The 18,887-nt window shown below is 67.0% G+C and carries 22 protein-coding genes; 8 read left to right on the forward strand and 14 right to left on the reverse strand.

The features are described 5' to 3' along the window. Window positions 1-18 precede the first annotated feature (18 nt). Window positions 19-909: an aminodeoxychorismate lyase gene (locus A5784_RS02980; protein WP_064942175.1), complete on the forward strand. Its 891-nt coding sequence runs from the start codon at window positions 19-21 to the stop codon at window positions 907-909. Between the two features lie 241 nt (window positions 910-1,150). On the opposite strand, the gene A5784_RS37350 is transcribed toward A5784_RS02980, so the two are convergent. The 9 genes from A5784_RS37350 to lmeA all read right to left on the reverse strand — a co-directional run bounded on the left by A5784_RS37350 (window position 1,151) and on the right by lmeA (window position 5,871). Beyond that, the gene (locus A5784_RS37350) at window positions 1,151-1,561 is read right to left on the reverse strand and encodes a hypothetical protein (protein ID WP_082944634.1); all 411 of its coding nucleotides are present in this window, start codon (window positions 1,559-1,561) and stop codon (window positions 1,151-1,153) included. Between the two features lie 68 nt (window positions 1,562-1,629). Then, window positions 1,630-1,881: a hypothetical protein gene (locus A5784_RS02985; protein ID WP_064942177.1), complete on the reverse strand. Its 252-nt coding sequence runs from the start codon at window positions 1,879-1,881 to the stop codon at window positions 1,630-1,632. Continuing rightward, the gene (locus A5784_RS02990; protein ID WP_064942179.1) at window positions 1,881-2,558 is read right to left on the reverse strand and encodes a heme-binding beta-barrel domain-containing protein; all 678 of its coding nucleotides are present in this window, start codon (window positions 2,556-2,558) and stop codon (window positions 1,881-1,883) included. Before A5784_RS02990 ends, A5784_RS02985 begins: the two co-directional genes overlap by 1 nt. Before the next feature lie 228 nt (window positions 2,559-2,786). Next, window positions 2,787-3,089: a DUF1416 domain-containing protein gene (locus tag A5784_RS02995; protein ID WP_029369850.1), complete on the reverse strand. Its 303-nt coding sequence runs from the start codon at window positions 3,087-3,089 to the stop codon at window positions 2,787-2,789. 1 nt (window position 3,090) lies between these two features. Next, window positions 3,091-3,927 (reverse strand): sulfurtransferase, encoded by an 837-nt coding sequence (locus A5784_RS03000; RefSeq protein WP_064942180.1) that lies wholly within the window; start codon window positions 3,925-3,927, stop codon window positions 3,091-3,093. Between the two features lie 37 nt (window positions 3,928-3,964). Then, window positions 3,965-4,432 (reverse strand): DUF4395 domain-containing protein, encoded by a 468-nt coding sequence (locus tag A5784_RS03005; protein WP_064942182.1) that lies wholly within the window; start codon window positions 4,430-4,432, stop codon window positions 3,965-3,967. A gap of 91 nt (window positions 4,433-4,523) precedes the next feature. Next, window positions 4,524-4,616, reverse strand: coding sequence for an Ms5788A family Cys-rich leader peptide (locus tag A5784_RS39775; protein ID WP_353651897.1), 93 nt, complete (start codon window positions 4,614-4,616; stop codon window positions 4,524-4,526). A 29-nt stretch (window positions 4,617-4,645) separates the two neighbouring features. Continuing rightward, window positions 4,646-5,071, reverse strand: coding sequence for a thioredoxin family protein (locus A5784_RS03010; RefSeq protein ID WP_064942184.1), 426 nt, complete (start codon window positions 5,069-5,071; stop codon window positions 4,646-4,648). Next, window positions 5,068-5,871, reverse strand: coding sequence for a mannan chain length control protein LmeA (gene lmeA / locus A5784_RS03015; protein WP_064942374.1), 804 nt, complete (start codon window positions 5,869-5,871; stop codon window positions 5,068-5,070). Before lmeA ends, A5784_RS03010 begins: the two co-directional genes overlap by 4 nt. A 175-nt stretch (window positions 5,872-6,046) precedes the next feature. Between lmeA and A5784_RS03020 the strand changes: the two genes are divergently transcribed. From A5784_RS03020 to pstB, 6 genes are all read left to right on the forward strand, one after another. Further along, the gene (locus tag A5784_RS03020) at window positions 6,047-6,826 is read left to right on the forward strand and encodes a winged helix-turn-helix transcriptional regulator (protein WP_197514622.1); all 780 of its coding nucleotides are present in this window, start codon (window positions 6,047-6,049) and stop codon (window positions 6,824-6,826) included. Further along, complete coding sequence (gene mshD, locus A5784_RS03025) at window positions 6,823-7,767, forward strand: mycothiol synthase (protein ID WP_064942186.1); 945 nt, start codon at window positions 6,823-6,825, stop codon at window positions 7,765-7,767. Before A5784_RS03020 ends, mshD begins: the two co-directional genes overlap by 4 nt. 112 nt (window positions 7,768-7,879) lie before the next feature. Beyond that, window positions 7,880-9,019, forward strand: a complete 1,140-nt coding sequence (gene pstS / locus A5784_RS03030; protein ID WP_064942188.1) for a phosphate ABC transporter substrate-binding protein PstS — start codon at window positions 7,880-7,882, stop codon at window positions 9,017-9,019. A 43-nt stretch (window positions 9,020-9,062) separates the two neighbouring features. After that, window positions 9,063-10,121 carry a phosphate ABC transporter permease subunit PstC gene (gene pstC / locus A5784_RS03035; protein WP_064942190.1) on the forward strand — a complete coding sequence of 353 codons (1,059 nt, stop codon included), beginning with the start codon at window positions 9,063-9,065 and terminating at the stop codon, window positions 10,119-10,121. 28 nt (window positions 10,122-10,149) lie between these two features. Continuing rightward, window positions 10,150-11,064, forward strand: a complete 915-nt coding sequence (gene pstA, locus A5784_RS03040; protein WP_064942378.1) for a phosphate ABC transporter permease PstA — start codon at window positions 10,150-10,152, stop codon at window positions 11,062-11,064. A 9-nt stretch (window positions 11,065-11,073) separates the two neighbouring features. Further along, window positions 11,074-11,850, forward strand: coding sequence for a phosphate ABC transporter ATP-binding protein PstB (gene pstB, locus A5784_RS03045; protein ID WP_064942192.1), 777 nt, complete (start codon window positions 11,074-11,076; stop codon window positions 11,848-11,850). Window positions 11,851-11,871: 21 nt separating this feature from the next. Here pstB and A5784_RS03050 read toward each other — a convergent pair whose 3' ends face one another. Continuing rightward, window positions 11,872-12,846, reverse strand: a complete 975-nt coding sequence (locus A5784_RS03050) for a quinone oxidoreductase family protein (RefSeq protein ID WP_064942194.1) — start codon at window positions 12,844-12,846, stop codon at window positions 11,872-11,874. 80 nt (window positions 12,847-12,926) lie between these two features. Here A5784_RS03050 and A5784_RS03055 point away from each other — a divergent pair, with 80 nt between their 5' ends. Further along, window positions 12,927-13,433, forward strand: coding sequence for a MarR family winged helix-turn-helix transcriptional regulator (locus A5784_RS03055; RefSeq protein ID WP_064942196.1), 507 nt, complete (start codon window positions 12,927-12,929; stop codon window positions 13,431-13,433). A gap of 6 nt (window positions 13,434-13,439) precedes the next feature. On the opposite strand, the gene phoU is transcribed toward A5784_RS03055, so the two are convergent. The 4 genes from phoU to A5784_RS03075 form a co-directional block, all read right to left on the reverse strand. After that, window positions 13,440-14,108, reverse strand: a complete 669-nt coding sequence (gene phoU, locus A5784_RS03060; protein ID WP_064942197.1) for a phosphate signaling complex protein PhoU — start codon at window positions 14,106-14,108, stop codon at window positions 13,440-13,442. 72 nt (window positions 14,109-14,180) lie between these two features. After that, the gene (locus tag A5784_RS03065) at window positions 14,181-16,409 is read right to left on the reverse strand and encodes an LCP family protein (RefSeq protein WP_064942199.1); all 2,229 of its coding nucleotides are present in this window, start codon (window positions 16,407-16,409) and stop codon (window positions 14,181-14,183) included. Between the two features lie 209 nt (window positions 16,410-16,618). Then, entirely contained in the window at window positions 16,619-17,794 is a 1,176-nt protein-coding gene (dusB, locus tag A5784_RS03070) for a tRNA dihydrouridine synthase DusB (RefSeq protein ID WP_156750346.1), read from the reverse strand. Continuing rightward, on the reverse strand, window positions 17,791-18,792 hold the full coding sequence (locus A5784_RS03075; RefSeq protein WP_064942201.1) for an acyl-ACP desaturase: 1,002 nt from the start codon (window positions 18,790-18,792) through the stop codon (window positions 17,791-17,793). The genes dusB and A5784_RS03075 overlap by 4 nt, the downstream gene beginning before the upstream one ends. Window positions 18,793-18,887 lie beyond the last annotated feature (95 nt).

Genomic DNA, 18,887 nt, shown 5'->3' on the forward strand with positions numbered 1-18,887 from the left:
GCGCTAGGGTGAGGCCCCATGGCGAGTCAACCAGCCGTGGTGGTCACCCTGGACGGGCAACTCCACGATCCGACGGCACCTCTACTGCACGCTGACGACCTGGCTGCGGTGCGCGGCGACGGGGTCTTCGAGACGCTGCTGATCCGCGACGGCAGACCGTGCCTGCTGGAGTCGCATCTGATGCGGCTGAGCCAGTCCGCCCGGATGCTCGACCTGCCCGAGCCCGATCTGCCGGCCTGGCGCAACGCGGTGGGCATCGGTGCGCAGCGCTGGGTGGCCGAACACTCGTCCGATCAGGCCGGCGACGGGGTGTTGCGCCTGGTGTACAGCCGGGGCCGCGAAAGCGGCGGGCCGCCGACGGCGTTCGCGACCATCGGCGCGCTGGCCGACCGGGTAGCCGGTGCCCGGCGGGACGGGGTCGCGGCGATAACGCTGGATCGGGGACTGCCACTCGGCGCCGCCGACATGCCGTGGTTGGTCGCAGGCGCCAAGACGCTGTCCTACGCGGTCAACATGGCCGCGCTACGCCACGCCGCGCGCCATGGCGCCGGTGACGTGATCTTCGTCAGCTCCGACGGGTATCTGCTGGAGGGGCCGCGGTCCACGGTGGTCATCGCGACCCCGGACGAATCCGGGGCGCCGCTGCTGCTCACGCCGCCGCCGTGGTACCCGATCCTGCGCGGAACGACGCAGCAGGCGCTCTTCGAGGTCGCCCGCAACAAGGGCTACGACTGCGATTACCGCCAACTCACACCAGCAGATCTCATTGCTGCACAAGGGGTTTGGCTGGTATCGAGCATCACGCTCGCCGCGCGCGTGCACACCCTGGACGGACACCGCCTGCCCGACGCCCCGCTGCACGACGAACTGGCAGGTTTGGTGGACGCGGCCATCGTCAGCGATCGCTGAGATTAAATCGCTTGTCGCGGTGCAGATACGGGGGTACGGTCGCTCGTACACAGGGAAGGAGGTGGTCCGAAAAATTGATTGATTTATGGACATGTGAGGTGGCTGCCCGCTAGCAGCGCGGGGTGAATTGCCTGCGCGCGCTGGCGAATTCCCCGCAGCCACCCGGCCCCCGAGCCCCTCGGTCAGTCCAACCCAGGAACCAAGGCTCGGGGGCCGCTCCATATCCAGCGCGGAATTCTCGTTACCGGACAGGCGGTGTGGGCGCCAACGAGGCGCACGCCTGCAACGCGTTGTCCCAGGCGTCTTGGTCTACTCCCGGCGGAGGTGGCGGTGTCGCACCGGCACCGTGGTGCCCCGGTGGCGGCCCGGCAGGAGGCGCTCCCTCGGGAGGTGTTGCACCGTCGGGCGGCGGGCCGTCAGGATGCCCCGGCGGCCGCTGACCGAACCCTCCGGGAGGGGCGGGCATACCGTGATCTTGCATGCACTGGCCGTAGGCGTCGGGTGCCGCCGATTCCGGTGCCGCTGACGCAGCAGCGGACGCCGAGTTGGTTTGCCCGGTCTGCGGTTGGTTCGACGAGCAGGCGGCAACACCACCGATGAGCGCGGCGGCCGCCACCCCGGTCAAAACCGTTTTCAAGATCGTCCGTCTCATGGCGGTGACGCTATGCGGGCGTGCTGGGCGCGGGTTATCGGAAAGCTATGTGCCCGCTGTGTGAGCGGTTAGCGCGGCCCGGGAGCCAGGTCCGAGCACGCTGTCATGGCCTTCTGCCAGGTACCCGGGTCGACCCCTTGAGGCGGTCCCGCGACGGGGCCTGGTGCTGCGGGCACACCATGCTCGGTGAGGCAGTGCGCGAACGAGCCGTGTTCGGGGGGCGTCGATGTCGGTGCCGGTTGCGGAGCACTGTCGGTCGAGCAGGACGCCAGGGTTGCCGCGGCGGCCAGCGCGGCCACCGCATATCCGAGGCGGCGCACTAGCCGACGAACCTGCTCAGCCGGGCCGACAGATGCGGAACGAGTCCGCCGTCGGCGTCGACGCGTTCCTCCACATACGCCAGGTCGCCGCCCTCGATGATGCCGTAGAGCCGCTTGGCACCGCCCACCAGCACACCGGAGCGGCTGCGGGCCAACGCATCGGTGGCCAGCTCCCACGACGACTGATTGAGCGGCTGGCCGTAGAACAACTCGACGTAGCCTGCGGAGTGCGCGAGAAGCAATTCGATGGCCTGGGCCTCGGACGGATCCGACGGATCGTCGACGAAGCGCCAGTAGCCGGTTTCCCGCAGGGCGGGGGAGTCGTAGTCCCCGGCCGCGTTGAGCCGCCAAGACCGGGATTCCCAGTTCAGGTAGTCAGAGCCGTCGTGGGATACCACGATCTGTTGGCCGAACCGGTAGTCGCCGTCCGCGTCGCGGCCTTCGCCCTCGCCGCGCCAGACGCCCACCAGCGGCAGCAGCGCCAGCAGAGCGTCGTTGAGGCCCACGCCGTCGCGCAGATTCGCGGTATCGGCGGGAAGCGGTAGGTCCTGGAAGGCCGGGATGTTGCGCGCTGCCGTGGCCTTGGCCCGTTCGGCAGCCGCGGCGACCGCCCGGTCACCGGAGCCCGGTACGACCAGCTCAGGACCGTCGGCTGGAACGTCCTGCTCGGACGTCACGACTCGTCAGTGACGAGCCGGTAAAGGGTGTACAGCGCAAACCACGTGATGACCACGACAGCCGCGACAAGCATGATCTCGAAGAAGAGCACCACGCCGATGAGTCTAGTTCCTCGGCAGACGTCTCGTGGCCCCGGGTGGTGTGCCGGCGGTCACTCGCCGAACGTGAGCTTGTGTGCGAAATACGGGCGAATCCTCGCGCACAAGCTCACGTTCGAGCGAAGAGCACTAAGCGACCTTGACGTCGACCTCGTGGATCCCGGCACCGGTCGGGGCGACGCTGGCGTCACCGTTGCCGGCGGGCGACAGCGCGCGCAGGGTCCAGGTGCCCGGCGCCGCGAAGAAGCGGAAGTCGCCGGTCGCCGACGCCACCACCTCAGCGGTGAACTCGTCGGAGGAGTCGAGCAGGCGTACGAACGCCCCGCCGACTGCCTGGCCGGAGCCGTCGACCACGCGTCCCGTGATCACGGTTTCCTTCTCCAGGTCGACGCCGGCCGGCAACGTCTGTCCTTGCTTGGGTGCAGAGCACATATCAACTTCCCAACTCGATCGGGGCGCCCACCAGGGAGCCGTATTCCGTCCAACTGCCGTCGTAGTTCTTCACGTTCTGGTGTCCCAGCAGTTCCTGCAGCACGAACCAGGTGTGCGACGAGCGCTCACCGATCCGGCAGTAGGCGATGGTTTCCTTCTCGCCGTCCAGGCCTGCCGCGGCGTACAGCGCAGCGAGTTCCTCGTCGGACTTGAAGGTGCCGTCCTCGTTGGCGGCCTTGCTCCACGGAACGTTGATGGCTCCGGGGATGTGTCCGGGCCGCTGGCTCTGCTCCTGCGGGAGGTGTGCGGGGGCCAGGATCTTGCCGGAGAATTCGTCGGGCGAACGCACGTCGACCAGGTTCTTGACGTTGATCGCGGCGATCACGTCGTCGCGGAAGGCGCGGATGCTGTGGTCCTGCGGCTTGGCCGAGTACGACGTCTCCGGGCGGCTGACCGCGTCCTTGACCAGCGGGCGGCCGTCGAGCTGCCAGCGCTTGCGGCCGCCGTCGAGCAGCTTGACGTCGGCGTGGCCGTACAGCTTGAAGTACCAGTAGGCGTAGGCCGCGAACCAGTTGTTGTTGCCGCCGTACAGAACTACGGTGTCGTCATTGCTGATGCCCTTGTCGCTCAACAGCTTCGAGAACTGCTGCTGGTCGACGAAGTCACGCTTGACGGCGTCCTGCAGGTCGTCTTTCCAGTCCAGCTTGACGGCGCCGGGGATGTGGCCCTCGTCGTCATAAGCGCTGGTGTTCTCGTCGACCTCGACGAATACCACGCCAGGAGTTTCGAGATTGTTCCCGGCCCATTCGGTGGAGACCAGGACGTCGGAGCGTGCCATAGACGAGATCCTTTCGGTTGCTTGGTTTTTGGCGGTGTTAGGCGGGGCTTGGCGTGCGACGGAAACGGGCCACCAGCGGATAGATCTGGCAGCCGAGGCAGATGCCGAACGCGGCATTGAGGAACGCTGCCACCAAGGCCAGCGCGGTGGCGGCCAAGCCGAGCGCGGGGACGCCGAGCGCGAAGCCGACGGTACCGACGACGGCGAACACAAAGCCGACCAGTTGAGCGAATTTCAGCGGAGCAACCGGTTCACGTTCGGTGACGGGGCCAAGGCGTGGCGCCACGAGCGTGGCGAACACCCGGCCGTACGGATGCCTGCGGGGACCGCCGACGGCACCGATGGCGAACACCACCGCCTGCAGGCCGAGCAGTATGGCCGCCGCGACGCTGCTGACCCCGGAGATCAGCAGGGTGAGGATCAGCGCACCGGTGGTGACCCAGGCGGCGAATCGGGGGCCGCGTACGTCGACCTGACCGGTGGTCTCGAGGTGAGGACCTGACATGTGAACAAGCTCCTGTTGTTGTTGGAAGGCTGGAGGTGAGCAGGCCGGAGGGCAAGACTCCGAGCGGGCACGTCAAGACGCGCGGAAGCGCTCAGCAGCAACAACAACAACAGCAGCAGCCCGCGACGCGGCACAGATCGACTGCGCGGCGCTTGGTGAGCACAAGCTCAATGCGGGCGGACACGAGCGACAGCTTACCCAATAACCGCCGACTCAGGCCAACAGCGGTTCGAGCGCTGTGCGCAGGTCAGCAGCCTTGGGTACCCCGCTGGTGCGGTACCGCTGATGCCCTTCGGCGTCGAAGATGAACGTCGTCGGCAGGGACAAAACCGAAAGACGCCGCGCCGCCGCCGGATTCGCGTCCATGTCGATCTCCACGTGCGCCACCGCGGGCAGCTCGGCGCACACCTGGTCGACCACGCGGCGCACCCCGGCGCACGGTCCGCACCACTCCGCGCTGAAATGCAGGATGGTCGGCCCGGTGGTGGACAGCCCGAGGTCTGAGGTGTCCAGCTGCGCGGCGGCCTCGTCGGCGGCCCGCAGCATTCCGGCGCGCAGCGTCACCAGCCTGCCGATCACGTACGCCACGCCCAGCGCGGCGATCAGTACCGCGACCACGGTGATCATGGAAGCGCTCATGTCTGTCTGAACTCGCTCAGCTCGACGGTTACTCCCTCGGCGATGCCCTCGATGATGATGTCCGATCCTCGGGCACCCTCACTGGTCGGCGTAATGCCGAAGGGCAGCTTCTGCCCGGTGATGGTGCTGCTGAACTCAGCGAGCACCGCGGCGGTCTTGTCCTCGGGAACGGGCTGGTCGGCGGTGCCTGCACCGGTGAGTACCCCGGTAGCGGTCATCACCAGCGTGCTGTGGTCCTCGCCGGCGATGGACAGATCCACGGTGACGCTGACGCGCTTGTCGATGCCCGCGGCCCGTGGGGTGCCGGTGAAGACCAGGCCCTGGTTGCTCGATATGCCCGATTCGGTGGTGCCGCCGGTGGGGTCGTTGGTCTCCCGGGACGGGGCCTCCACCAGCAGGTCGTCGATCCCCATGAACCGTCCGACATGGGTGGAATCGATGATGATGCGGCTCTCCAGCTTGCCGATGTGCATGGGCGCGTTCGGCCGGATGAGCCACGAAGCCTCGGTCAGGTTGATGTGGTGCATCGTGGCTTCCAGCGACGCCTTGCCGACCACGGGGTGGTCCACACCGATCGCCCGCAGTTCCACCTCGTTGTACTGGTGCCTACGGGCCTGGGTGATGAACGGGAATCCGAGGATCGCTGCGGTGGGGTCCCAGTTCAGGGCGGCGACCGTGCGCAGCGTGCGAGCCAGCCGGTATTCGGCGTAGATGGCGGCGCCGAAGTCGACGCCGACGGCCGCCACGACGAGTGCGAGCACGGTCGCGACGAAGCCGATCACCAGTTTCCGCACCGGCATATTGTTGCCCACGTCCGGGCGGACGTTTCTCGCGGCGCGGCCGATCCGCAGGCAAGGCGTTATCGTTAGTAGACAAATGGCCGGTAACGGCCACGTGTCAGCCATGAATCCGGGTAACCACCTCCGACATCGGCGTCCGGGCGGTTCCAAAGTGATTCCCGGTGCGCCGGAGGACCTGTTGGATCTGCTGCTACTCACCCTCGACCCGCATCCGGAGTCTGTCCTGCCCTCCCTGTCGCTGCTGGCACACAGCGTGCGGACAGCGCCGACCGAGGTGTCGTCCCTGTTGGAGGCGGGCAACGCCGACGTGGCGATCGTCGATGCGCGGGTGGATCTGGCCGCCGCCCGTGGTCTGTGTCGACTGCTGGGCACGACCGGGACATCGGTTCCGGTGGTCGCCGTGCTCAACGAAGGCGGACTCGTCGCCGTGACCCACGAATGGGGCCTGGACGAGATTCTGTTGCCGGGCACCGGCCCCGCCGAGATCGACGCGAGGCTGCGGCTGCTGGTGGGGCGCCGCGGCGGCGCGGCCAGCCAGGAGAACGCCGGCAAGATCTCGCTAGGCGAGCTGGTCATCGACGAGGGCACGTACACCGCGCGGCTGCGCGGCCGTCCGCTCGACCTCACGTACAAGGAATTCGAGCTGCTGAAGTACCTCGCACAGCACGCGGGCCGGGTGTTCACCCGTGCCCAGTTGCTGCAGGAGGTGTGGGGCTACGACTTCTTCGGCGGCACCCGCACGGTCGACGTGCACGTGCGTCGCCTGCGCGCCAAGCTGGGGCCCGAGTACGAGTCGCTGATCGGCACCGTGCGCAACGTCGGCTACAAGGCGGTCCGCCCGTCCCGCGGACGCGCGCCGGCCGTGGGACAGACAGCCGACGACAGTGACGATGACGACGACTACTCGCCGCCGGTCGCCAACGGCCCGCTGGCCGATCGGCTGCCCAGCCAGTGACCGAGATCAACTGGCGCACGTCGTTGTCCGGCGCCGATCAACAGCAGATCCGTGCGCTGATCACAGCGGCGACGGAGCACGACGGGATCGCGCCGGTCGGTGATCAGGTTCTGCGCGAGCTCAGCCGTGACCGCACCCGTCACCTGGTCGCTACCGACAGCGACGAGGTGATCGGCTACCTCAACCTGGCCCCGGCCGACGGAGACGATCCGGCCATGGCCGAGCTGGTGGTGCACCCACATGCCAGAAGGCACGGGACCGGGTCGGAGCTGGCTCGCGCGGGGCTCTCGGAGGGCGGGCCCGGCGCCAGGATCTGGGCGCACGGCAACCTCGAGCCCGCCCGGGCGCTCGCGTCGAAGCTGGGGCTCGTCATCGTCCGGGAGCTGCTGCAGATGCGTCGTCCGCTGGCCGATCTGCCTCCCCAGCGGGACGCCGCCGGCGTGACGATCAAGACGTATGCGGGGCCGCAGGACGACGCCGAATTGCTCCGGGTCAACAACGCGGCCTTTTCTTGGCACCCCGAGCAGGGTGGCTGGACCGAGCGGGAGATCGCCGAACGTCGCGACGAACCGTGGTTCGACCCGAAGGGCCTGTTCCTGGCGTTCGACGACGGGACCGGCTCGCAAGGGGAACCACAAACATCCGGACGGCTGGTGGGCTTCCACTGGACGAAGGTCCACGCCGATGGCCTGCCGGACGGCTCCGGTCTCGGTGAGGTGTACGTGGTGGGCGTCGATCCGTCCGCGCAGGGCCGCGGACTCGGGTCGGTGTTGACCTTGGCCGGGCTGCACCACCTCGCAGCGGCGCTGTCAGGGACTTCACAGCCTGTGGTCATGCTTTACGCCGAGGCAAATAACTCGGCGGCGGTGAACACTTACCGAAAACTCGGTTTCGAGGTGGCTGTTGTCGATGCGGCCTATGGGGCCTCGCAACGCGACTAGCAGTGAACACGCTGAACCTGTTCACCGTCCGTTCATATTCCATCACCACACCGTCCACTGCGGCCGCATACGTTGCCGGGGAGTCTGACGCCGTCAAACGAAAGTGGGATAAGTGAAGCTCAACAGCATTGGTAAGAGGGTCGGCACTCCGCTCGGAGTGTTCTTGTCTGCGACGGCCGTCGCCGCGCTGACGCTGACCGCCTGCGGTAGCGACAACAACGCCGGCACCAAGACGACCTCCGCCGCATCGGGCACCGCTGCGGCGTCCGCAGAGTGCGGTGGCAAGAATGCGCTGACCGCGGAAGGCTCGACGGCCCAGCAGAACGCCATCGCGCTGTTCAACCAGGCGTGGGGCCAGGCCTGCCCGGGCAAGAACCTGTCGTACAACCCGACCGGATCGGGCGCGGGTCGCACGCAGTTCATCGCCAAGCAGGTTGACTTCGCAGGCTCCGACTCGGCGCTGAGCGGCGATCAGGTCAAGGCCGCCGCGGACCGCTGCGGCGGCAATCCGGCGTGGAACCTGCCGCTGGTGTTCGGTCCCGTCGCGCTGGCCTACAACCTCGAGGGCGTCGACAAGCTCGTCGTCAACGGTGACGTGCTGGCCAAGATCTTCCAGGGCCAGATCAAGAAGTGGAACGACCCGGCCATCGCTGCGCTGAACGCCGGCGCCAACCTGCCGGACGTCGACATCAAGCCGGTCTACCGCTCGGACTCCTCGGGCACCACCGACAACTTCCAGAAGTACCTGGCTGCCGCCGCGCCGCAGGCGTGGACCAAGGGCGCGGGCAGCGAGTTCCAGGGCGGCGCCGGTGAGGGTGCGCAGAAGTCCTCGGGCGTGGTGCAGGCCGTGCAGAGCACCCCGGGAGCGATCGGCTACGTGGAGAAGGGCTTCGCCGACCAGGCCAAGCTGTCGGCCGCGCAGATCGACAGCGGTGCGGGCCCGGTCGCGTTGAGCAACGAGTCGGCGGCCAAGGCGATCGACGCCGCCAAGTTCGCCGCCGAGGGCAACGACCTCAAGCTCGACCTGAACTCGCTGTACGGCTCGAAGGAAGCCGGCGTGTACCCGCTGGTGCTGGCGACCTACAACATCGTCTGCTCCAAGGGCTATGACGCCGACACCTCCGCAGCTGTCAAGTCGTTCCTGACGGTGGCTGCCAACCAGGGCCAGTCGGGCCTGGGCGACGCCGGTTACGTTCCGCTTCCGGACGCCTTCAAGCAGCGCCTGTTGACTTCGGTCAACGCGATCGCCTAGTTCAGCGGCGCAATTATTCTGGTGAGGATGGATTTTCGATCACATGACCGACAGGAACCCGGACGGGACAACTGTGACAACACCTGATCCTGCCAAGGCGGGGTCGGGCGAGTCGCTGGCCGCGCCCCACCCCGCGCCGGAACCCATCTCCACCGATCCGTCGCGTGGGGCGGCGAAAGTACGGCTGGGCGACCGCATTTTCCACGGTCTGGCCGAAGGCTCGGGCATCCTGATCGTCGCGCTCATCGCGGCGATCGGGGTGTTCCTGCTCTGGCGGGCCATCCCGGCGTTGGCCCGCAACCAAGAGAACTTCTTCCTCTACGGCGGGACCTGGATCACCACCGACACCTCGGCGATGCATTTCGGCATCCTCGACTTGATCCAGGTGACCGTGTTCGTGTCAATGTTCTCGCTGATCCTGGCGATGCCCGTCGCACTGGGCATCGCAGTCTTCCTGACTCAGTACGCGCCGAGGCGCTTGTCCAGCCCGCTGGCGTACATGGTTGATCTGCTGGCCGCGGTGCCGTCGATCGTCTACGGCGTGTGGGGCCTGTACGTCCTGGCGCCCGTGCTGCGGCCCGTGGCGGTATGGCTCAACCACAACCTGGGCTGGCTGTTCCTGTTCAAGACAGGCAACGTGTCGCTGGCCGGCGGCGGCACCATTTTCACTGCGGGCATCGTCCTGGCCGTGATGATCCTGCCGATCATCACCGCGGTGACGCGGGAAGTGTTCGTCCAAACTCCGCGTGGGCAGATCGAGGCCGCATTGGCCCTCGGCGCCACCCGCTGGGAGGTTGTCCGCACGACGGTGCTGCCATTCGGGTTGTCGGGCTACATCAGCGGCGCGATGCTCGGCCTCGGGCGCGCGCTCGGTGAGACCATCGCCCTCCTGATCATCCTGCGTGGCACCCAGACTGCGTTCGGCTGGTCGCTGTTCGACGGTGGTTACACCTTCGCCAGCAAGATCGCTGCCACGGCAAGCGAATTCAACGATCAGTACAAGGCGGGCGCCTACATTGCTGCCGGTCTGGTGCTGTTCATCCTGACGTTCGTGGTGAACTCGCTGGCGCGCGCTGTCGTTGCCGGAAAGGGTGCCCGATGAGCGCTTGCGCGAAGAGGAGAATGCTGCGATGACCGCCACATTGGACCAGCCGGTCAAGTCGCCGACCTTCCAGGGCGTCAGCCTTCGTCGCAAGCTGACCAATCACCTTGCCACCGTGCTTGTTTCGGCGTCCATGCTGATCGCACTCGTACCACTGCTGTGGGTGCTGTGGTCGGCGGTCGCCAAGGGATTCAAAGCGATTACCTCCCCGGTATGGTTCACCAACTCCCAGGCGGGGATGACCGCGTTCGCCCCCGGCGGCGGGGTGTATCACGCGTTGATCGGTACGTTGCTGCAAGGCCTCGTGTGCTCGATCATCTCCATTCCGATCGGCGTCATGGTCGCGGTGTATCTCGTCGAGTACGGCGGTGGCACCCGGCTGGGCCGGGTCACCACCTTCATGGTCGACATCCTCACCGGCGTGCCCTCGATCGTGGCGGCACTGTTCATCTATGCACTCTGGGTGGCCACCCTGGGCTTCGGCCGGTCCGGCTTCGCGGTGTCACTGTCCTTGGTGCTGTTGATGATTCCGGTGATCGTGCGAGCGACGGAGGAGATGCTGCGGATCGTTCCGATGGACCTGCGGGAGGCCAGCTACGCGCTCGGCGTGCCGAAGTGGAAGACCATCGTGCGCATCGTGATCCCGACAGCGCTGTCGGGCATCGTCACCGGCGTCATGCTGGCTCTGGCCCGTGTCATGGGGGAGACGGCACCGCTGCTGATCCTGGTCGGCTACGCCCAGGCCATCAACTTCGACATGTTCAGCGGGTTTATGGGCTCGCTGCCGGGCATGATGTACGACCAGATCTCGGCAGGTGCGGGTGCCAACCCGGTGCCGACCGACCGGCTGTGGGGCGCGGCGCTGACGCTGATCCTGCTGGTCGCGGTGCTCAACATTGCGGCCCGGTTGGTCGCCAAACTCTTTGCCCCCAAGAAGTTCTAGGAGCACACCATGGCCAAACGGCTTGATCTCAAAGACGTCAACATCTATTACGGCGCATTCCACGCTGTCGCCGATGTCGCGCTGTCGGTGCAGCCACGCAGCGTTACCGCGTTCATCGGCCCGTCCGGCTGCGGCAAGTCGACCGTGCTGCGCACGCTCAACCGCATGCACGAGGTCATCCCGGGCGCCCGCGTCGAGGGCTCGGTGTTGCTCGACGGCGAGGACATCTACGGTGCCGGTGTCGACCCGGTCGGCGTGCGCAAGACCATCGGCATGGTGTTCCAGCGGCCGAATCCGTTCCCCACCATGTCGATTCGTGACAACGTGGTCGCTGGCCTGAAGCTCCAGGGCGTGCGCAACAAGAAGACCCTGGACGAGGTCGCCGAGCGCTCGCTCAAGGGTGCGAACCTGTGGAACGAGGTCAAGGACCGGCTCGACAAGCCCGGCGGTGGCCTGTCCGGCGGCCAGCAGCAGCGGTTGTGCATCGCGAGAGCCATTGCGGTGCAACCCGATGTGTTGTTGATGGACGAGCCGTGCTCGGCTCTCGATCCCATCTCCACGCTGGCCATCGAAGACCTGATCTCGACGCTGAAGCTGGACTACACGATCGTCATCGTCACGCACAACATGCAGCAGGCCGCCCGAGTGAGCGATCAGACGGCGTTCTTCAATCTCGAGGCCACCGGCAAACCCGGCAGGCTCATCGAGATCGACGACACCGAGAAGATCTTCTCTAATCCGAACAAGAAGGCCACCGAGGATTACATCTCGGGCCGGTTCGGCTGACGGTTCGCCCGCTCGGCGGGCTTAGGGCGTCAACACCACCCGGGTTCCCGACCGTTCGCGGGCGGCCCACACCTGCTCGACGTCGGCCAGCGGCCGGGCCTCGGTGTGCAACTGCAATTCGCCTGCGGCGACCATGGCGAACATCTGGGTCAGCCCTTCGGTGCGGGCCCGCAGAAGCGCCTCGGGCGATATGCTGCCGATGCCCACGCCGCACAGGGTGATGCCGTTGCCGCGCAGCACCCCGGCATCGAGTTCGAGCGTGGGGCCCGCCATCGAGCCGATCTGCACGAATCGCGTGGCGTGGTAGTGCGCCGAGGGATGGCTCGCGGCCAACGCCCGTAGCGCCTGTGCCGCCGGATCGCCCCAGAGATAGTCGAGCACCGCGTCGAACGGTTGCTCGGCGTGCAGGGTCTCGATGCGCGCGGCGAGATCCTCTGTGCCGAGGGCGATCACGTCGTCGGCACCGACCGAACGCAGCCACTGCAGCCGGTCGGCGTCGCGGCCGGCGACCACCACCCGGCCCGCACCGAACACAGACTTCGCGAGTTGCACGGCCGTGGCGCCGGTGACCCCGGTGGCGCCGAGCACCAGCACGTGGTCACCGGTGCTGACTGCGCCTGCGTCGGCCAGCGCGGTCCACGCGGAGATGCCCGGGTTGGGGAGGGCGGCGGCAGTCACGGAATCCAATGCCTCGGGGATCTCGATGCCGCTGTGCGGGTCGATCAGGGTGCGTTCGGCCATCATGCCGTAGGGCGCGAGCGCGCCGGTGTAGACGCGACGCCCGTCCTCCAGTCGCGCCACACCATCCACGCCAGGGATGGCGGGAAGCTGTATTTCCTTGCTGGCGTAGTGCTTTCCCGATACCAGGGCACGGGTGAGGTTGGTAAGAGCTGAGGCCTCGACGGTGACGACCTCGGCAGCCTCGCGGGGCTGCGGTTCGGGCACGTCGGTGTAGGTGGGCACCTGGCCCCATTGGTTGACGACGGCGGCTTTCATGCCTGCTCCTTTGGTTTCTCTGGATATCGTTTCTATGGAAACCATATACGGCGTCAGGTCGGGATGGCAATATGGTTTCCATGAAAACCAAGCTCGCGCTGGTTGATGACATCACCACGCTGATCGCCGTGGTCGGCGACAGGTTCGACGATGGCGACGACGGCGACGCCGAACGGGATTTCATGGTCGGCCGGTGCCCCGCCCGGTTGGAGCGGGCGCTGCGCGATCTGCCCACACTGAGCCTGCACCTGCTGGCCGACATCGCCGACGGTCCGGTCAGCGTGGTCGGGTTGGCCGCGCGGTCGGGCAGGCTCAAAGGCACGGTGTCCAAACACGTTCAGCGCCTGGTGGCCGCGGGATTGGTGACGCGGGAGTCAATTCCCGGCAACCGCAAGGAGATCGAACTCAGCCTCACCGCCGACGGGGAGCTTGTCGTCGGCGTGCACCGTCAGATGCACGCCGAGATGGATTCCGGCTGGCGCGATTTCCTGCTGCGCTACAGCAGCGCAGAACTGCAGGTGATCACCAAGGTGCTCGGCGACCTGGCGGCCGCCCGTAAGGTCGGCGTGCGGCTGGTGCCGGACTAGATCCGGTTACTGCTGCTGCGGAATGGTCTCGCCGTCCGGGTAGACACCGGTGACCTGGAAGATCACCCGGCGGGCCACCTCGACGGCGTGGTCGGCGAAGCGCTCGTAGAACCGGCTCAGCAACGTAACGTCGACCGCGGCGGTCACGCCGTATTTCCAGTCCCGGTCCATCAGCACGGTGAACAGATGACGATGCAGGTCGTCCATCGCATCGTCTTCCTCCTGGATTCTGGCGGCCTTCTCGGGATCGCGCGTGATCAGCACCTCACGCGCGGCGTGGCCCAGTTCGACTGCCACGCGGCCCATTTCGGCGAAGTAGCCGTTGACCTCCTCGGGCAGGGCGTGCTGCGGGTGGCGACGGCGGGCGATCTTGGCGACGTGCAGCGCCAGCGCGCCCATCCGGTCGACGTCGGCCACGATCTGGATCGAGCCGACCACCGAACGCAGATCGCCTGCGACCGGGGCCTGCAGGGCCAGCAACACGAATGCGGATTCCTCGGCCCGGGTGCTCAGCGCGCTTATCTGGTCGTGGTCGGTGATGACCTGCTCGGCCAGCACCAGATCGGCCTGCAACAAAGCCTGGGTGGCGCGTTCCATCGCGGTACCCGCCAGCTCGCACATCGTGCCGAGCTGGTCTGTGAGGGAATCCAATTGTTCGTGGTACTGGGTACGCATGCGACAACATTAGGCCGTCGGTCGCCAGGTAGTCACGACGCTACCGGTGAACGGAGGGTGAATGCCCCCCGATTATTCGCAAGTGGTGTCTGCGGCGTTGGTGACTGTCAGGTCCTGGGGCAGCTCGGTGTGTGCGGTGCTGGTGCCGTGCACCACGTTGACCTGCACCTCCGAACCGCTCGGGGTGGGCGCATTCACGTTGTGGAAATCAGCGCCCAGCACCACCCGCACCACGCTGCCCATGCCGCTCACGCGCTCGATCGTGGGGTTGGCGAACGACGATGCGACCGTGGCCGCCGCCTGCTCGTTCCCGGGGGAGAAGAACACCGTGGTGGACGGTAGTGCCTCCGGATAGTCATCCGGGCTGGACACGTTGAAGCCGTGTTGCTGCAGTTCCTGGGCCGCCGTGGCAGCCAGCCCGTCGGCGCCGGTCGAGTTCGACACCCGGACGGTGACGTCTTGCGGGTCGGTGGTGACGGCGTTGACCATTTCGGCGGGCGCCGGGTCGGCCGGGGCGGGGGTCGGGGTCGCCGTCTGGGGTGCTTCCGACCGCGCGGCCGAGGTGCTCGACGGGGTGCTGCCCGGCACCGGAGTGTTGTCGGGATTCTTCTCGCCCGGCAGCGGATCGTCGTTGATGATCGCGTCGAACAGGGCGCGCATGTCGTCGGTCCGCGGCGTCTCGTTGCCGCTTTCGTCGGCGTATCCGACGGTGGGCACGGTGACGAAGCTGATGCGGCCTGCGTTGACGCCCTGCACTGACTGCCCCAGGTCGACGAGGTCCTTGGTCTTGATGTTGTCGACGTAGCTGTCGTTGATGAACATGTTGACGACGTTGTTGAGCTTGCTCAGCGAGAAGAACGTGTTCTGGGAGATCAGCGACCGCAGCAGCGAGGACAGGAACAGCTGTTGGCGTTTGATGCGGCCGTAATCGCCGTTGAACTCGGTGGTGACCTGGCGGGCCCGCACGTAGTTGAGCGCGGTGTGGCCGTCGACGATCTGGCGTCCGGCGTTGGGCAGCACCGTGCCCAGTTCGTAGTCCTCCAGCGGGGTGGTGCTGCACACCTCCACGCCACCGAGGGCGTCGACCATCTTGGAGAAACCGGCGAAGTCGACGGCCATGAAGCGGTTGATAGAGAGGCCGGACAGCTTCTGGATCACCTTCACCAGGCACTTCGGCCCGCCGAATGCGAAGGCCGAGTTCAGCTTGGTCTCGGTGTAGACCTCGTCTGGGCCGTAGGTTCCGGTGTCCTTGTCATACAGCGGGCCGTACGTCGAGGTTTCGGGGTTCCAGGGCTCGCACTGGGTCGGCGTGATGGCGAGGTCCCGGGGGAACGACACGGCCACCACACGCTTGCGGCTGGCCGGGATGTTCACCAGCATGATCGTGTCCGACCGGGCACCGCCGGCATCCTGCGTGTCGCCTGCGCCCATCTGGGCGTTGTCGCCGAACCGGCTGTCGATGCCGACGATGAGGAAGTTCTCGTCGCCGAACTGAGCATTGGGGTCGAGGATGTCGCGCGAATTCGGGTCGAGTGCCGACACCTTGTTGAGCATGTTGTTCTTCGAGGACTGCCACTGCCACGCACCGCCGGTCAGCACCAGCGCGAGTACGGCCAACAGCGCCGCGACGGCGCGGCCGGCGAGCTTCACCCCGTGGTGGCGCCCCGGTACGGGCTCGATGATCTCGGTCAATGGGTCGGAATCGAGAGGCCGACCGACTGCGCGGGCGGGCAACATGCGCGATGGCCGCCAAGAACGATGGCCGGACTCGGGCGATTCCGGATCGTCGTGCGGTTCCTCGTCGGTCACCACGGGGATGACCGTGGTCTCCGTCATGTCCTCGTGGTCCGCAGGCTCTTCGACGTAGCCGGACTCCTCGGCATATCCCGAGCCGTCGACATATCCCAGATCGCCGGCGTACACCGGGTCCTCCGGGACGTCGCGGACGGCCTCGATCACCTCGGTGGGGTCGGGCCGCTCAGGCTCGGCCTCGGGCTCGGGAAGAGGTTCGTACTCGGGTTCGGCCTCGGGCTCGGGGTCCGGCTCGGCGCGGTGGCGCGAGCGGCGCGGGACGGGGGCGTCGCCCGTGCGGGTCATCCGTGCGATGAGGTCAGCCACGGTGACGCCGTCGGCGTGACTGCCGGTCGGCTCGTCGGGAGCCGGATCAGTGCCGGTCAGATGATCTGCGCGTTCCCACGGCGCGGCGCCTGGCAATGGTTGCGGAGATCGGGTAAGCCATTGGTTGTCGGCGTCTTCTGCACGTCGCCGACGGCCGGGAGTGGCGTTGTCACCGTCACTCATGTCCCTACCGGCCTCCGACTCTGTGGGCTTGCGCGTCGGTGCGCATCAAACGTTTCGCGACGCGATAAGCGTCTCTAGCTGCAGTAAGTGTGGTTCCGGGCCCCGGCACCGGCCACGACCGAGCCCCCATCGTAACGAGAAGGCCGGGGTGTGGGCCAGCCAGAGCAGATGACGGAGTCATCTCGAAACCGGGTCGGAACGGCCACCGATCAGCCCCCCGAGTGCATCACGTCCGCGCCGAACGGCACCGCACAGTCGTCGGGATCGTCCAGCCAGCCTTCCGGCAGCGAGACCGACGCCGCTGAGCCCTGACGGCCCCGCGGGCCGGTCGCGGCCTCCGGGAACGCCGTTTCACCATCCAGTTCGCGGAGCAGTTCGTCGAGTTCGGCGCGGGTCTTGACCAGCGCCAGGCCGCGGCGCAACTCGGCGCCGGCCGGGAAGCCGTGCAGATACCACGCCACGTGTTTGCGGATGTCCCGCATGCCCTTGTCCTCGCCGAAGTGGGCGCTGAGCAACTCGCCGTGGCGGCGGACGATGTCCGCGACCTCGCCGAGCGTCGGGGGGGTGGGGGCGGGACGTCCGGTGAACGCGGCCGACAGCTCCGCGAACAGCCAGGGCCGGCCCAGGCATCCGCGGCCGATGACGACGCCGTCGCAGCCGGTGGCCGCCATCATGGCCAGCGCGTCGTCGGCCTCGAAGATGTCTCCGTTGCCGAGCACCGGAACGCTGGTGACGTGCGCCTTGAGGGCGGCGATCTGCTCCCAGTCGGCGGTGCCGGAGTAGCGCTGCGCCGCGGTACGGGCGTGCAGTGCGACGGCGGCTGCGCCCTCCTCGGCGGCGATGCGGCCGGCGTCGAGGTGGGTGTGGTGGGCGTCGTCGATGCCGATGCGGAACTTGACCGTGACCGGTATATCGGTGCCCGCGACACCGCGCACCGCGGCCGCCACGATCTGGCCGAACAGCCGCCGCTTGTACGGCAACGCGGAGCCGCCACCACGCTTGGTGACCTTGGGCACCGGGCAGCCGAAGTTCATGTCGATGTGGTCGGCCATGCCCTCGTCGGCGATCATCTTGGCCGCCCGGTAGGTGGTCTCCGGATCAACCGTGTAGAGCTGCAGCGACCGGGGTGATTCGTCAGGAGCGAACGTGGTCATGTGCATGGTGACGGGATGGCGCTCGACAAGCGCGCGCGCCGTGACCATCTCGCACACGTACAGGCCGCTGACCGTGCCGGCGCGGGCGACTTCCAGTTCGCGGCACAGCGTGCGGAACGCGACATTGGTCACACCGGCCATGGGAGCCAGCACGACCGGGCTGCGCAATGCGATCGACCCGATCTGCAGTGCAGACCGGGTCGACGTCGCAGTCGTGGGTGGCGATGTCATGAAGACGAAGACGACACCAACAGGTTCTTCATGGCCTTCTTCTCGGCCATCTTGCGCTCACGCTCCAGGCGACGCTCCTTGGCGACCTCGAACTTCTCGCAGGCGTCTTCCAGCTCCTTGACCAGGCGGCCGAGGTCGTCACGCAGGCGCGCGCCCTCACCGGTGAAGTCCTCACGCTCGAAGATCCGCCACTTCTTGAGCACCGGCATCACCACGTCGTCGAGGTGGATCCGCGGGTCGTAGACGCCGCCGACGGCGATGACCACGGCCTTGCGGCGGAAGTCCGGCACGGTGTAGCCCGGCATCTTGAAGTTGTCGAGCACCCGGTGCAGCGAGGCCATCGCCTGGTTGGGGGCGATGTCCAGGCCGGCGGCGCTGACGTCGCGGTAGAAGATCATGTGCAGGTTCTCGTCGCCCGAGATGCGCTGCAGCAGCTGGTCGGCGATCGGCTCGTCGCAGGCCTTGCCGGTGTTGCGGTGCGACACGCGGGTGGCGAGCTCCTGGAACGTCACGTAGATGACCGAGTCGAACAGGCTCTCGGCGAACAGGTCGCCCTGCTGGTTCTGGCCCGGGGAGAAGCCGCGCGTGACCTGCTCGACCCGCAGTTCTTCGAGCTCCACGGGATCGATGGCGCGGGTGACGACGAGGTAGTCGCGCAGGGCGATACCGTGCCGGTTCTCCTCGGCGGTCCAGCGGTTGACCCACTGGCCCCAGGCGCCGTCCATGCCCATGTTCATCGCGATCTCGCGGTGATAGGACGGGAGGTTGTCCTCGGTCAGCAGGTTCTGCACCATCGCGGTCTGGGCGACCTCGGAAAGCTTGGATTGACCGGGCTCCCAGTCCTGTCCGCCGAGCGCGTAGTAGTTCTTGCCGTCAGACCAGGGGATGAAGTCGTGCGGATTCCAGTCCTTCCGCATCTGCATGTGCCGGTTCATGCTCTTCTCGACGACAGGCTCGAGTTCCTGCAGCAGCTGCAGGTCGGTCATTTCCTTCGACATGGGTGCTCGCTTTCTCGTAACCATGTGTCCGAGTTATCTGTACCCGTTGGTTGCACTCAATATATCTGTGTATCCCGGTGACATTCAAGTTACCC

It is taken from the genome of Mycobacterium sp. 852013-50091_SCH5140682 (assembly GCF_001665685.1).
Lineage (GTDB): Bacteria > Actinomycetota > Actinomycetes > Mycobacteriales > Mycobacteriaceae > Mycobacterium.

Excerpts from the sequence above, each read along its gene's own strand:
- A5784_RS02995 (WP_029369850.1), bottom strand. The coding sequence starts at position 3,089 with ATGTGCTCTGCACCCAAGCAAGGACAGACGTTGCCGGCCGGCGTCGAC.
- pstA (WP_064942378.1), top strand. The coding sequence starts at position 10,150 with ATGACCGCCACATTGGACCAGCCGGTCAAGTCGCCGACCTTCCAGGGC.
- A5784_RS03010 (WP_064942184.1), bottom strand. The coding sequence starts at position 5,071 with ATGAGCGCTTCCATGATCACCGTGGTCGCGGTACTGATCGCCGCGCTG.
- A5784_RS03050 (WP_064942194.1), bottom strand. The coding sequence starts at position 12,846 with ATGAAAGCCGCCGTCGTCAACCAATGGGGCCAGGTGCCCACCTACACC.
- lmeA (WP_064942374.1), bottom strand. The coding sequence starts at position 5,871 with ATGCCGGTGCGGAAACTGGTGATCGGCTTCGTCGCGACCGTGCTCGCA.
- A5784_RS37350 (WP_082944634.1), bottom strand. The coding sequence starts at position 1,561 with ATGAGACGGACGATCTTGAAAACGGTTTTGACCGGGGTGGCGGCCGCC.
- A5784_RS02980 (WP_064942175.1), top strand. The coding sequence starts at position 19 with ATGGCGAGTCAACCAGCCGTGGTGGTCACCCTGGACGGGCAACTCCAC.
- A5784_RS03005 (WP_064942182.1), bottom strand. The coding sequence starts at position 4,432 with ATGTCAGGTCCTCACCTCGAGACCACCGGTCAGGTCGACGTACGCGGC.
- phoU (WP_064942197.1), bottom strand. The coding sequence starts at position 14,108 with ATGCGTACCCAGTACCACGAACAATTGGATTCCCTCACAGACCAGCTC.
- pstC (WP_064942190.1), top strand. The coding sequence starts at position 9,063 with ATGACCGACAGGAACCCGGACGGGACAACTGTGACAACACCTGATCCT.
- A5784_RS03055 (WP_064942196.1), top strand. The coding sequence starts at position 12,927 with ATGAAAACCAAGCTCGCGCTGGTTGATGACATCACCACGCTGATCGCC.
- A5784_RS03065 (WP_064942199.1), bottom strand. The coding sequence starts at position 16,409 with ATGAGTGACGGTGACAACGCCACTCCCGGCCGTCGGCGACGTGCAGAA.
- A5784_RS03075 (WP_064942201.1), bottom strand. The coding sequence starts at position 18,792 with ATGTCGAAGGAAATGACCGACCTGCAGCTGCTGCAGGAACTCGAGCCT.
- dusB (WP_156750346.1), bottom strand. The coding sequence starts at position 17,794 with ATGACATCGCCACCCACGACTGCGACGTCGACCCGGTCTGCACTGCAG.
- pstB (WP_064942192.1), top strand. The coding sequence starts at position 11,074 with ATGGCCAAACGGCTTGATCTCAAAGACGTCAACATCTATTACGGCGCA.
- A5784_RS03000 (WP_064942180.1), bottom strand. The coding sequence starts at position 3,927 with ATGGCACGCTCCGACGTCCTGGTCTCCACCGAATGGGCCGGGAACAAT.